The sequence below is a fragment of the Pseudoruegeria sp. SK021 genome (assembly GCF_002119405.1).
Taxonomy (GTDB): Bacteria; Pseudomonadota; Alphaproteobacteria; order Rhodobacterales; family Rhodobacteraceae; genus Meridianimarinicoccus.
Genome location: NZ_MTBG01000018.1, coordinates 39,645 through 53,311 on the forward strand (window position 1 = coordinate 39,645; position 13,667 = coordinate 53,311).

At 60.6% G+C, this 13,667-nt stretch carries 13 protein-coding genes; 12 read left to right on the forward strand and 1 reads right to left on the reverse strand.

The genetic code is table 11. The features are described 5' to 3' along the window. Positions 1–3 precede the first annotated feature (3 nt). Entirely contained in the window at positions 4–1,263 is a 1,260-nt protein-coding gene (locus BV911_RS11945) for an amidohydrolase family protein (RefSeq protein ID WP_240512227.1), read from the reverse strand. Between the two features lie 255 nt (positions 1,264–1,518). Here BV911_RS11945 and BV911_RS11950 point away from each other — a divergent pair, with 255 nt between their 5' ends. The 12 genes from BV911_RS11950 to BV911_RS12005 all read left to right on the forward strand — a co-directional run bounded on the left by BV911_RS11950 (position 1,519) and on the right by BV911_RS12005 (position 13,630). After that, complete coding sequence (locus BV911_RS11950) at positions 1,519–2,571, forward strand: extracellular solute-binding protein (protein ID WP_086053847.1); 1,053 nt, start codon at positions 1,519–1,521, stop codon at positions 2,569–2,571. Between the two features lie 4 nt (positions 2,572–2,575). Next, positions 2,576–3,688 (forward strand): ABC transporter ATP-binding protein, encoded by a 1,113-nt coding sequence (locus BV911_RS11955; RefSeq protein ID WP_240512228.1) that lies wholly within the window; start codon positions 2,576–2,578, stop codon positions 3,686–3,688. Continuing rightward, positions 3,685–4,515: an ABC transporter permease gene (locus BV911_RS11960; RefSeq protein ID WP_086053848.1), complete on the forward strand. Its 831-nt coding sequence runs from the start codon at positions 3,685–3,687 to the stop codon at positions 4,513–4,515. Before BV911_RS11955 ends, BV911_RS11960 begins: the two co-directional genes overlap by 4 nt. Then, positions 4,512–5,309, forward strand: coding sequence for an ABC transporter permease (locus tag BV911_RS11965; RefSeq protein WP_086053849.1), 798 nt, complete (start codon positions 4,512–4,514; stop codon positions 5,307–5,309). The genes BV911_RS11960 and BV911_RS11965 overlap by 4 nt, the downstream gene beginning before the upstream one ends. Further along, positions 5,306–6,193 carry a polysaccharide deacetylase family protein gene (locus tag BV911_RS11970; RefSeq protein ID WP_086053850.1) on the forward strand — a complete coding sequence of 296 codons (888 nt, stop codon included), beginning with the start codon at positions 5,306–5,308 and terminating at the stop codon, positions 6,191–6,193. Before BV911_RS11965 ends, BV911_RS11970 begins: the two co-directional genes overlap by 4 nt. Then, positions 6,190–7,551, forward strand: a complete 1,362-nt coding sequence (locus BV911_RS11975) for an amidase (protein WP_086053851.1) — start codon at positions 6,190–6,192, stop codon at positions 7,549–7,551. The genes BV911_RS11970 and BV911_RS11975 overlap by 4 nt, the downstream gene beginning before the upstream one ends. Position 7,552: 1 nt before the next feature. Continuing rightward, on the forward strand, positions 7,553–8,302 hold the full coding sequence (locus tag BV911_RS11980) for an aspartate/glutamate racemase family protein (RefSeq protein ID WP_086053852.1): 750 nt from the start codon (positions 7,553–7,555) through the stop codon (positions 8,300–8,302). A gap of 77 nt (positions 8,303–8,379) precedes the next feature. Next, a complete protein-coding gene (locus BV911_RS11985; protein WP_086053853.1) occupies positions 8,380–9,141 on the forward strand; it encodes an aspartate/glutamate racemase family protein in 762 nt (253 codons plus the stop codon). Between the two features lie 141 nt (positions 9,142–9,282). Then, on the forward strand, positions 9,283–10,296 hold the full coding sequence (locus tag BV911_RS11990) for an ABC transporter substrate-binding protein (protein ID WP_086053854.1): 1,014 nt from the start codon (positions 9,283–9,285) through the stop codon (positions 10,294–10,296). A gap of 6 nt (positions 10,297–10,302) precedes the next feature. After that, the gene (locus BV911_RS11995) at positions 10,303–11,763 is read left to right on the forward strand and encodes a sugar ABC transporter ATP-binding protein (RefSeq protein WP_086053855.1); all 1,461 of its coding nucleotides are present in this window, start codon (positions 10,303–10,305) and stop codon (positions 11,761–11,763) included. Next, the gene (locus tag BV911_RS12000) at positions 11,760–12,701 is read left to right on the forward strand and encodes an ABC transporter permease (RefSeq protein ID WP_086053856.1); all 942 of its coding nucleotides are present in this window, start codon (positions 11,760–11,762) and stop codon (positions 12,699–12,701) included. Before BV911_RS11995 ends, BV911_RS12000 begins: the two co-directional genes overlap by 4 nt. Next, positions 12,698–13,630 carry an ABC transporter permease gene (locus BV911_RS12005; RefSeq protein ID WP_086053857.1) on the forward strand — a complete coding sequence of 311 codons (933 nt, stop codon included), beginning with the start codon at positions 12,698–12,700 and terminating at the stop codon, positions 13,628–13,630. The genes BV911_RS12000 and BV911_RS12005 overlap by 4 nt, the downstream gene beginning before the upstream one ends. Positions 13,631–13,667 lie beyond the last annotated feature (37 nt).

Below are 13,667 nucleotides of genomic sequence, written 5' to 3' on the forward strand. Positions count from 1 at the left end.
GGATCAGGCCCCGGCGCGCGCCCAAAGTCTTTCTGATACCGATTGGGCACTTGCGATCACCTCGGCGGCATCGGCTTTTACTGGCAGGCGATCCCGCACCAACCAGTCGCCACCCACCATGACATCGGTGACATTTGCTGCCGATCCTGAATGGGCGACAATGCCGAAACCGCCGATCACAGGCCGGAGGTTCGCGGCTTTTGGGTCAAGCAACAGCAAATCCGCAGGTGCCCCCTTTTCAAGGGTTCCAGTGGCATCATGACCTTTCAGTGCGCGCGCCGGTGCGGTTGTGGCCCAACTGAAGACCTCTGTCGCGTCCAGCACAAATTCCATGTCCGCCCGCCAACGGGCGGACGCAATGGCCATACGCATGGCCTCAAACATGTCTGCGGATTTGGTATCTGTGCAGAGCGTGATCTGCGCGCCGGCATCCCTTAGTGCAAGAATGGGTGCGGCCGCACCGAAAGACGCATTGCCAATAGGCGCATGTGCCACAACCGCTCGAGCGGCACCCAGCCGTGCAATATCCGCCTCGTCCAGAAAAATGCAATGTGCCGCCACCAAATCTGAATTCAGCAATCCGACATCTTGCAACAATTGCGTTGGCGTCATGCCCTCACGCGCTATGACCTGTGCCACCTCCATGCGCGATTGCGCCAGATGAGTGTGGACCTGTTTGCCCGTCTTTGCGGCGATATCCGCAAATTCAGTCAAAAGCGCGCGCGAACAGGTGTCGGGGGCATGGGGGGCAAGAATTGTGGTGATGCGGCCATTCGCCTTGCCCTCCCACTGCTCGATCAGATCCATCGCTGCGCCAAGGGTTGCGTCACCCAATGCCGGGTCTTGCACAAAGTGTCCCTTGGCCAAGGCCGCGGTGTCAGCATCCATGACGCGGCCGCCAACCATGGCCCGCAGGCCAAACTCTTCTGCCGCGCGGGCCAGCGCCTCGGGCATACGGTAATAATCCACAATCGTGGTCGCGCCGGCGCACAGCATTTCCATAACCCCAAGACGGGCCAATGCTAGCGTCTCTTCCTCGGACAGCCAGTGCCCCTGCGGAACACCGGGCGTATAGGCTGGCGCGAAGCCCAGATCTTCGACCATGCCGCGCACGATCATCAACGGGGAATGGTTGTGACTGTTAATGAGGCCGGGCAAACATAGCGCACCGCCGCCGTCGACAACCGCCTCGCCTGAGCCCGGACGACAGGCGTGATCTGCGCAAATGGCATAAATGCGGCCGTCTCGAATCTCCAAAGCCATGTCGGATTGCAACCCTCCTTCAGGACAGAGCAGCTTTACATTCCGCAAATGGGATGCCATTTTATTTTTCATCGTGTTTCGTCTTTCGTCAATGCAGAGAAATTAGCGCCTAATTTCTGATCATTTTGAGAACTTTACCTGAAAACAAGCCGTTTTCATGGTCAACACTGCCTATGGCTGCGATGGGTGTCAAATGGAATGCCATTTATCCAAGTGCTGCCGCGCACTGCAGACCAACAACAGACGAGGACAGACATGACCGTTTTTTCAAGACATGGTGTGACCCGCCGTACGCTTCTGAAAAGCTCCGCCGCTGCCGCACTCGGCACCCTTGCCGCACCGTCGCTTCTGCGCGCCGCCAATGCTGAGATCGTGATCGGCTGCGCCGGATCGCATACCGCTTGGATGGAGCAGATTGTTGCACCGCACATGAAATCTGCGATCGGTGCCGACATCCTGTTCGAGGGCACCAAATCATCCGTTAATCTTGAAAAAATGTCATCGAACAAGGACCGTCCGTATTTGTCGGTTGTCCAGATGGATGACCCAGTGATGATTCAAGCGGTTGAGGCCGGCTTGCTGACGCCGATCACCCCTGATGCTGTTCCCAACATGACCGAGCTCCGCCCAGACGCCGTCCATCTGGACGGAATGTGGTGCAACTATGTCCAGCCGTGGGCGGGTATTGCCTATAATACCGATATGAAATCCGGCGTCGCGTCATGGGGCGAGCTGTGGGAACCTGCGAACAAAGGTCAGGTGATCATCCCCTCGCTGCAAAATACCGAAGGGGTGTGGACACTTTTTGCAGCGGCGATGCTGGCGACTGGCAAACCATTCTCGGAAGCCCAGTATGAGGTCGATGCAGCCTTTGCCAAACTCGAAGAGCTTAATCCCAACCTTCTGACCGTCTATTCGACAATGTCCCAAGCCTTCAACCTGATGGAACAGGGTGAGGTTTCGATGCTGGCCGGTAATTTCAGCTCTTATACGCTGCCTCGCAAGGCGGAAGGTGTGCCGGTTGACCTCGCTGCGCCAAAAGAAGGCATATTTGCCATGCCCTCAGGTATCTGTTTGGTCAAAGACGGTCCGAACCCTGAACTGGCGCAGGCCTATGTCAACGAAATGCTTGGCGCCGAAATGCAGACCCAGATTGCCGATTTTGCCACCTCGGTTCCGGCCAACACCACGGTCAAAGCGGGCGCGATTGTTCCCGACGGCGTTCAAATCCACGCACCCGACTGGGCATTCGTTGCGGAAAACCGCGCGGCATGGATCGATCGCTTCGACAAACTGATGGCGGTGTAAAATCATGACAAACGTCCTGACCGCGACCAAGCCACCCGCCATGCAAACCCCGATCGAGCGCAACTATCTGGACGTTTCGGGCGTCGGCAAGGCGTTTCGGGGCGTGCGCGTGATGGACGCCATGAACTTTCGGATGGCCAAGGGCGAACTCGTTTCGCTACTTGGCCCTTCGGGTTGCGGAAAAACCACTTTGTTACGCATTATTGCTGGTCTGATGGCCGCGGATGAAGGCGCAGTTGTCTTGGGTGGCCGCAACATCACCACCCTACCGGCGCACAAGCGTAATATCTCGGTCGTATTCCAAAACTACGCCCTGTTTCCCCATTTGACTGTCGCCGAGAACGTGGCATTCGGCTTGCGCGCACGCGGCACGGCTAAGGGCGACACCGCCAAACCGGTTGCCGAGGCCCTCGCCTTGGTTCGTATGACAGAATTTGCCGACCGGCCCATTGCCGCCTTGTCGGGCGGGCAACAACAGCGCGTCGCCGTGGCCCGCGCATTGGTGGTTGATCCTGATTTGCTGCTGCTCGACGAACCGTTCTCGGCCTTAGACCGGAAATTGCGCGAAACCATGCAGGTCGAGCTGAAGGCCATGCTGCGCGACCGCGGCATCACCGCGATCTTCGTCACGCACGATCAGGAAGAGGCTTTAGGCGTATCCGACCGCATTGCCGTCATGAATGCAGGCCGTATCGAACAATTTGCTGACCCCTCAACGCTTTATGCACGGCCCAACTCACCTTTCGTGATGGATTTTGTTGGGCTTTCAACCCGGTTGCACGGCACCGTCACGTCACATGACGCAGGCATGATCACGGTTAAAACCGCCATTGGCGATTTGCACGCAAGGGCCAATTTTCCAGTAGGAACCGCTGTGCTTCTGGGCGTGCGCCCTGAACTAGTTGCGCCGGATCCCGACCCGCAGATGAACAGCGTGACGGTGCCATTGCGCGATGTGATGGTGCTGGGTTCAAAAACCGTATTGCACGGGGTCGCCAATGACGCCGACCGGGTGCTGTGTGAATTGCCCGGCATCCGGTCCGGTTTCAGCCACGGCCAGACCGCAACACTTGGCTGGAGCATTGAAGACACTCTGGTTTACGAGGTGGCGGGATGATCGCACGGCTTGACCGTATCTCGCTGCTGGCGGTGCCCGCGCTGGTGTTTCTGGCCGCGATCTATGCTCTGCCCCTGATGATGTTGCTGGCCAAAAGCTTTCAGGGCCCCGAGGGCACCGGCATCTCGGCTTATATCGAGTTCTTTTCCGACCCGTATAATCTTAACGTGTTATGGCGCACGATCCGCGTCGCATTGCTGACAACGCTTTTGGCTCTGCTCATCGCCTACCCCACCGCATTCGCGATGGCGCGGGCGAACGGGATCTGGCTGACGGTGTTTCTGGTGGCGCTGGTCCTGCCGATGTCTCTGGGCGTTGTGGTCAAGGCATTTGCCTGGTCAATCCTGTTTCGGGCAAACGGGGCCTTGAACGAATTCATGCAATGGATCGGCCTTACCAGCGGACCAATTCGAATGATGTTCACGGAAACCGCGTTGGTGGTGGGTGCCGCCAATGTATTTTTACCGTTCATGGTTCTTCCGATCTACGCCGTGGTGCGTCAACTCAACGCCAGTTTGCCTGATGCCGCCGCATCTTTGGGCGCGACCCCGCTATTCCGGTTTACGCATGTCACATTGCCGCTGACCCTTCCCGGCGTGGTTGCGGGGGCCGCCTTTGTCTTTTCTCTGTCAATCTCAATGTATGTCATCCCGTCGCTGATTGTCGGCGAGCGCCAACAGACAATGTCGATGCTGATCGCACGCTCATTCCTGTATCTGCGCGATGAAACGCTGGGCTCGACCATTTCGGCGATCCTGCTCGCCATTGCCGTAGCGGTCGTGCTGTTCTCAAGCTGGCTGGCCGGACGATTAGGAGCACGCCAATGACCCGTACCGACGAGATATTTCGTGCCATTAGTTGGGTTATCGGCATCGGCTGTGTGATCTTCCTGATGCTGCCCATCGTAATCACAGTTGCAGCGTCATTCACGTCCTCGCCAGTTTATACCTTGCCACCACCGGATTGGTCGTTGCGCTGGTATAAAAGCCTCGCCCATAAATCGGGGCTGTTGGATGCGGTCATGATTTCGGTCAATCTGGCGCTGGTGTCGACTGTGATCAGTCTGGTTCTTGGCACAATGGCGGCAATTGCCGTGGCGCGCGGCCGGTTCCACGGCAAGCAAGCTGTCGCAACGTTTGTCGTTTCGCCCCTAATGATGCCCGGTCTGGTCGTCGGCGTGGCGCTGTTACAGTTTTTCCGCGAAATCGGCCTACGCGATGCCTATTGGTCGCTGCTGCTGGGCCACATTGTCATTACCTTGCCCTTCGTGATGCGGACCTTGCTGGCGGCAATGGGCAGCTTCGATTTCTCAATGGTGGATGCGGCACGCACGCTGGGACTGAGTTATCCCAAAGCCATTGCCAAAGTGCTGATCCCGAACCTTGCGCCAGCCTATCTGACCGGCGGTCTGTTCGCCTTTCTGGCTTCCATGGACAACTATCCGATCTCAATTTTCCTGACCGACGCTCGCAACAAGACCCTGCCAATCAAAATGCTGCAATATCTAGAAGAACAGCCCGATCCGTCCCTCGCCGCGATGTCGTCCGGGCTGATCTTGCTAGCCGTCATCGTGCTGCTGATCGGCGCGCGGACCGTCGGCCTGAACAAGATGATCCAATGACCGACCGCCGCGATTTGAAAGGCCTTTTCGGGGCTGAGCCTGCACCGGTCTGGCCCAATGGCGCCAAGCTGGCCGTGTCCTTCGTCGTGAATGTCGAAGAGGGCGCAGAGTTGTCCATCGGCGACGGCGATCCACGCAATGAACCGGTTTACGAGGTTCGAGAAGAGATCGAAGGCGGACCCGATCTGTGCATGGAAAGTCATTTTTCCTATGGCCCGCGCCGGGGCTATCAACGCATCGCCGACGCCTTCGCGCGGCACAACGTGCGGGCCACGTATTCGACCTGCGGCCGGGCGGCAGAACGTTTGCCATGGCTGATGCGCGATGCGGTGGACCGGGGCCACGAAATTTCGTGCCACGGCTGGCGTTGGGAACGCCATGCCGGAATGGACCGCAGCCAAGAAGCCGCCATCATCAGCCGCACCTATGACGCCATCACCAAGGCATCCGGCGTCCCGCCTGTGGGGTGGCACACAAGGTCGGCAAGCTCGGTCAACACCCGCGCTTTGCTGATCGAGCATGGCGGGTTTTGGTATGACAGCGATGCCTATGACGATGACATGCCCCGCCGGATGGGCACGCACGTGATCCTGCCCTATGCGTTCGACACCAATGATATGCGCTTTTCACCCGGGGGCGGATTTGTACAGGCCCGAGACTTTTCTGACTATGTCACCGGCGCGTTCGACCAACTTCTGACGGAGGGTCAGACCGCGACCCGGATGATGTCGATCGGTCTGCATTTGCGCATCATCGGCAAGGCCGGGCGGATCGCGGGCCTCGACACTGTGCTCAACCATATTGCAGCGGCACCCGGCGTCTGGATTGCGCCGCGCCGCGAGATCGCGGCCTGCTGGCGCGCGCAAACCGGAGGATCAACATGAACCCGATGGACCTGTCCGCCCGCGCTCTTGCCGAGGCGGTCCAACGCGGCCAGACAACGCCCCGCGCCGTGGCCGAAGCCGCCCTCGCCCGTGTGGCCGAGCGCAATCCGCTGTTGAACGCGCTCTGCCTTGTCAATCCGGCGCTTATTGAAGACGCCGACACTATCACCGCCCGATTGGCAGCGGGTGAAGAGTTACCGCTGGCAGGCGTCCCGGTCGTCATCAAGGATAATATCTGGGTGAAGGGCCTGCGCATCACCCAAGGCTCTCGGTTGTTTGCCGATTTCATTGCGCCAGAAGATGCCCGCGCCGTCGCCTCACTACGCCGGGCCGGAGCAATGATCCTCGGCATCGGGACCTGTTCGGAATTCGCCTGCAAGGGGCTGACCAACACGCCACTGCACGGGATCACCCGCAATCCCACAGATCCGTCGCTGACACCGGGGGGATCCTCTGGCGGTCCTGCTGCCGCCGTAGCGGGCGGTCTTGCCCCGCTCGCGCTTGGTACCGATGCGGGCGGGTCCAGCCGGCGGCCTCCGGCCCATGTCGGTGTCGTCGGCTTTAAGCCGGGGCAAGACGTCGTGCCATATGGTCCGGGCTTTGCCGAACCGTTCGACGGGATCTCGGCCCTCTGTCCCATCACCCGTGATGTGGACGATGCCGGTTTGATGTTCCGTGTTCTCGGCGGTGCCGCGCCACGCGACCACGGCCCGCTTCGGATCGCGTGCGCACCCAGTTTTGGCATGGATGCGGCGCTCGACAACAGCGTCGCCGATAATTTCGCGCAGATTGTTCGCCTCTTACGCGACTCTGGCCACCTGATCAGCGAAACCGCTCCGCTTTGGCCCCACGGCATCACGCCCGCCGCGACGATGCCAGCACAATGGGCAGGGCTGGCCGATCTCTATGGTGCGCGATGGCAGCGAGAGCCGGACCTGTTCGATCCGGACCTCGGCACTCAGATCGAACAGGGGCTGGCGCAGACCGACGCTCAGGTGCAGCAGGCGCGTGATGCAGGGCGGCTTATGGGCCAAACACTGCGTACATTTCTGACGACCTGCGATATCCTGATCACGCCCACGACCCCCTGCCCCGCATGGCCTGTCGGACTTCTGGGCCCGACGATGATTGGTGGCCATCCGGCGTCCCCTCGGGATCACGCCGCGTTTACGCCGCAGGTCAACCACGCGGGCGTGCCGGCGATTTCGATACTCTGTGGCACGACGGACGACGGCTTGCCGTTGGGCCTGCAACTTATTGCATCCAAAGGACACGACAACGCCCTGCTGGGCGCGGCCCTCTCCCTTGAAAAATTGTTCCTTGCGGCCGGATTGACGGCCCGAATGCGGAAAGACTGACATGCGCATCCTACTCGTAAACCCCAACATGACCACGGCCATGACCGACACCATGGCCGGTATCGCCCGCACGGTTGCAGGCGCACGTGCAGAGATCATCCCCATTACCGCCACGCGCGGATTTCCGTATATTGCCAGTCGCGCCGAGGCCCAGATTGCCGGAGCAATCGCGTTAGAGATGATCGCCGAGTATCGCGACACCGTCGATGCCGTGATCATCGCCGCATTCGGAGACCCCAGCCTTGCAGGTGCGCGCGAGTTGTTCGACATGCCGGTGGTCGGAATGGCCGAAGCCGCCATGCACTCGGCCGCAATGCTGGGCGAGCGGTTCTCGATTGTGACGTTCTCACCGTTGATGACCGCTTGGTATATGAACTGCATCGCTGAAAGCGGGCTTGGCGCGAAGTGCACCGGCGTTCGCACGCCCCCCCCGCGCCCGGTGTTGGTCGACAGCGTGCTGAAGGACACCCGCGCTGAGTTGATTGCGCTGGCTCGCTCAGCCGCGACTGAGGATCGCGCTGACGTGATCATTCTTGGGGGAGCGCCGCTTGCAGGACTGGCCGCTGAAATTGCAAATGAGGTGCCGGCAATTGTGATCGATCCGATCGCGGCAGCAACCGCGCAGGCGATTGCGCTGGCCTCCATCACAATGCCATCGTCTTTCGCGGCGCGGGCGGCCAAACCAGCCAGCAAATCGTCGGTCGGGCTTAGCCGACATCTGGAAGCCACAATCGCGGCGGACAGGGCATGAGACGTTTTCATCGACGAGGCACACTCACAGAAAAATCTACTGACCCGGTACAGACCGAATTTCTGTAAGGACAAAACATGCGCATCCTGATCGCCAATCCCAATACCAGCACACATATGACCGACCTGATGCTGACCGAAGCGTGCGGCATCTGCCGCGCCGATAGCCAACTGCTGGGGGCTACTGCCTCGTTCGGTTTGCCTCAACTTGCCACCCGCGCCGAAATCGCCGTCGGCACGCATGCACTGCTTGATCTGCTCGCACATCATCGCGGCACTGTGGATGCGGTCGTGGTCGGGGCGTTCTGCGCAACTCTGACGGAGGCCGCGAAAGAGGTCATGCCCGTGCCGGTCGTTGGCTTGGCCGAAGCCGGATTGCGAAGTGCCGCGATTTTCGGCCAGCGGATCGGCATCATCGGCATCGGCGAGGCGGATCGCGGCATGACCGACGATCTGCTCAGAGAGTACGACATGCAGGGCCGCGTCATTTCAACCCGCTATGTCCGGATGACAGGTATCTCTGTCGCAGCGGATGCGGCGGGCGCAGAACTGGAAATCATGCATCAGGCGAAGCTTCTGATCGAACAGGACAACGCCGATGTGTTGTTGCTGGGCGGATCTGCCTTTTCCGGTCTGGCCGCCAAGATCGCGCCGAAATTGCCGGTTCCGTTGCTCTCATGCCTCCCCTTTGCCATCGCTCTAGCTGAAACGGCCGCCCGGTCGGGATGGACGGCACCGCAACGGGGCTCTTTCCGGCACCCTGCACCCAAATCGTCATCGGGCCTGAGCCCTGCCTTGACCGATGTGTTTGCCGGGTCAACCCCGATTGCAGGCGATTGATCATTGCGATCGGCAGATCCGTGCGCTGAATAATAAGACGCATTGTGATGGTTCGACTTTCCAAGCGCGGAATTCTGCGTACCATGCCCGGCATCATGACCAACGCCGGGCAACCGGCGCGGTGAGCTTTGGGAGGAGACCATGATGAACAAGACAATCACCCTGACCGGTGTGGCGCTGGCCTGTTTGATGGGCACAACGGCCATTGCCGACACGGCGGACAAACGCATCGCGCTGTCGAACAACTATGCGGGCAATTCTTGGCGGCAAGCCATGTTGACCAGCTGGGAAACCGTGACCGGCCAAGCCGTAGCCGACGGCACCGTCGCTGCAGCAGATGCCTTTACCACCGCTGAAAATCAGGTGACCGAGCAGGCCGCCCAGATCCAGAACCTGATCCTGCAAGGCTATGACGCCATCGTGATCAACGCCGCCTCGCCTGAGGGCCTGAATGGCGCGGTCAAGGAAGCCTGCGACGCGGGCGTGGTGGTGGTGTCCTTCGACGGCATCGTGACCGAGCCTTGCGCATGGCGGATCGCGGTCGATTTCCACGAAATGGGCAAAGTGCAGGTCGAGTATTTGGCCACACGCCTGCCCGATGGCGGCGACCTTCTGGAGATTCGCGGCTTGGCCGGGGTCTTTGTCGATGACGCGATTTCCGGCGGCATCCATGAAGGGGTCAGCGAGAATTCGCAATTTGCCATCAAAGGATCGGTTCACGGCAATTGGGCGCAGGATGTCTCGCAGAAGGCCGTCGCCGGCATCTTGCCCAGCCTGCCGGAAATCAAAGGCGTGGTCACCCAAGGCGGCGATGGCTACGGCGCGGCGCAAGCGTTCAAGGCCGCAGGGCGCGACATGCCAATTATCGTCATGGGCAATCGGCAGGATGAACTGGCCTGGTGGAAAGAACAGAAGGACGCGACCGATTATCAGACCATGTCGGTCTCGATTGCGCCCGGGGTTTCGACCCTTGCCTTCTGGGTCGCCCAGCAAGTTCTCGACGGCAAGGATGTGCCCAAGGATCTGACGGTGCCGTTCCTGACGATCACCCAAGACACGCTGGAAGACAATCTTGCCACCACGCAAGAAGGCGGGGTCGCCAACGTCGAATACTCGCTTGAGGATGCGCAGTCGGTCATCAACGAGGCGATGTAAGCGCTGATGACGGATCGCTCTGCCATTGTCCGCCTGAACGGCATCGGAAAGTCTTTCGGTGCCGTTCAGGCCCTGCGCGATGTGACGTTTCATGTCGCCCCCGGCGAATGCGTTGGGCTGGTCGGCCATAACGGCGCGGGCAAATCCACCTTAATGAATATCTTGTCGGGCGTTCTGTCGCCCGACACCGGCGAGCTGCTGTTCGGGGATCAGGATTTGGCCGCCCGTTATAGTGTGGCGGCGGCGAAGCAAAATGGGTTGCGCTGCGTCTATCAGGAACTGTCGCTTTGCCCCAATCTCAGCGTCGCGGAAAACGCCCGGATCACCCATCCAACCATCCGCGGGATCGGTTGGCGGCGCAAGGCGGCCACGCTGATCACGACTTGGCTAGACCGGATCTTTCCCGGGCACGGTATTGGCCCGGGCGATATTGTTGGCGAGCTTAGCATCGCCCGCCGGCAGATGGTGGAAATCGCCCGCGCCTTCTCGGCCACACAGACACCCGTCAGGTTGGTCATTCTGGACGAGCCGACATCGTCGCTCGACAAGGCCTCGGCCGATCAACTGCTCAGCTTTGTCGGACGGTTCACCGAAACCGGCGGCTCTGTCATCCTGATCTCGCACATGCTGGGCGAAATTTTGGACAGTGCCGACCGGATCGTCGTGATGCGCGATGGCGGGGTCGTGGCCGAGGACGCCACCGCTGCGTTTGACCGCGCCCGGCTGGTCCGCGAGATGGGCTCGGTTCTGGCAGAGGATGCCGCCACGCCCACCGCTCAGGCCCGGCGCCAGACCGACCGGGTGATCGTGTTGCCCGGCGAAAACGGCATTCCGCTGGAAGTCTTCAAGGGCGAGATCGTCGGCTTGGCGGGGATCGGAGGCCAAGGCCAGACCGACGCGCTATTGACGCTGTTCGCAGCCGCCAATGGCACCCGAAATCACGCCGAGATCACCACCGAGGCCGCTTTTGTCGCCGGTGACCGCCAAACCGACGGGGTCTTTCCCGGCTGGTCGATCCGGCGCAACATCTCAATCGCCTCAATCCGGCAGATGGTGCAGCATTGGCTGATTGATGCCCGCAAGGAACTGGGTCTTGCCCAAGACTGGCAGACCCGCATCGGCATCCGCACCGAGGATCTGTCGAACCCGATCTTGTCCCTGTCGGGGGGCAACCAGCAAAAGGTTCTGTTCGCCCGGGCGCTGGGATCGCCCGCGCCGGTGGTCCTGATGGACGATCCCATGCGCGGCGTCGATATCGGCACCAAACAGGACGTTTACGCCATTCTTAAGGACGAGGCCGCGCAGGGGCGCAGCTTTGTCTGGTACACCACGGAAATGGATGAATTGAAGCATTGTGATTTTGTCTACGTCTTTCGCGGCGGTCAGGTCGTCTCAGGCCTGCCCCGCCATCAAGTCACCGAGGCCAACATTCTACGGGCGTCCTTTGACGCGGCTGCTGCCGCATGATCGCACGTTTGTTGACCCCGCATTCGCTGCGCACGCTGTTGCCTGCCGTGTCGCTGGCCGCGCTTCTGGCGGCGATCTTTTATTTGCAACCCCGGACGATGAGCTATTTCGGCCTGAACCTGCTGCTGAACCTTGCGGTGCCGATCGCGCTGGCCACCGTGGCGCAGATGTTCATACTCTGCGTCAACGATCTGGACCTCAGTCTTGGCGCGTTCATCAGCCTGACCGCCTGTATCACCGCCACTTGGCTGCATGACACGCCGCTATTGGGGGCGCTGGCGCTGGCCGGTTGTGTTTTGGCCTATGCCGGGCTCGGGGCGCTGATCCATCTGCGCAACCTGCCCTCTATCGTGGTGACGCTGGGCATGTCCTTTGTCTGGATGGGGATCGCGGTGCTGATCCTGCCAACCCCCGGCGGCAAGGCTCCTGACTGGATCCGCAGTCTGATGACCCTGAAACCGGCGCTGATCCCATTTCCGATCATCGCCCTTGTCGTGCTCGGCGGGATTGTTCAGATCGCGCTGATGCGCTCGGCCCCCGGGGTGGTGCTGCGCGGCGCGGGCGGCAATCCGCAATCGGTGGCCCGGGCCGGATGGTCGATCCTGCGCGTCAAGATGATCATGTTCGGGCTGGCGGGACTGTTCGGCGTGCTGGCAGGCATGGCGCTGGTTGGCCTGACCACCTCAGCCGATGCTAATATCGCCCTACGCTATACCCTGTTGTCCATCGCGGGTGTGATCCTTGGCGGCGGTGAATTTACCGGCGGGCGTATCTCGCCCATCGGCGCAGTGATCGGGGCGGTGACCCTTGCGCTGGCCGGGTCGTTCCTATCGTTCCTCCGGCTTAATCCCGATTGGCAGATCGGCGCACAGGGCGCGATCTTGATATTGGTTTTGGCCTTGCGGGTGATCATCAACCGAACGGCGGCGAAATCATGAGCCTGCTTCAAAAGCCTTGGATCTGGTCGTGGATCGGCACCCTCGCCGTCTGTTTGGTCATCATCGGCATTTCCGGCCTTGGCGCGGGCACGCAGGTGCTGTCAGCGGCGCTCTCGTTCGGCACCTTCTTCGTGATCGTCGCCATCGGCCAAATGTTCGTGGTCACGCTGGGGCCCGGCAATGTCGACCTGTCGATCCCCGCCTGTATGACCCTTGCCAGCACGGTTGCGATGAAGGTCATGGGCGGGTCCAGCACCATGTTGCTGCCCGGCCTGTTGATTGCCATCGCCATCGGCACCATCATCGGATTGCTGAATTTCGGGCTGATCCGGCTGCTGCGCATTCCGCCCATCATCGCCACCCTGTCATCCAGCTTTTTGTTCCAATCCACTGCGATCTGGTACAATCGCGGCTTGCGGGTAAAGCCGCCCGAGCCGCTTGCTGACTTCGCCACCGCCAAACTGGCCGGAGTTCCGTTACTGGCGATTCTCGTCCTAGTCCTGACGGTGATCATGCACGTGATCTTGCATCACAGTCTGTTTGGCCGCGCGGTGCTGGCGGTGGGTCAAAATTCACGCGCCGCCAGCTTGGCCGGGATCAAGGTCGAACGCACCCGGCTGCTGACCTATCTGACCAGCGCGGTGCTGGCGGCGATCTGCGGCTTCTTTCTGGCCGGGTTTTCCGGCGGTGCCGCGTTGAACATGGGCGAGGAATACTTGCTGATGTCCATCGCCGTGGTGGTGATCGGCGGCACCTCGGTCGCGGGTGGCTTTGCCAATCTGCCCGGGCTCTGGGGGGCGTCCTTGTTCATGTTCCTGCTGGTGACGATGCTGAACACCCTTGGCCTCAGCGCCGGCATCCGCCTGATCCTGACCGGCGCGATCATCGTCGGCGTCATCGCCATTTCGGGGCGTCGCGGCAGAACTTGACCGCGACGGTGACCTGACCGGGTTGAAACGCGCCGGG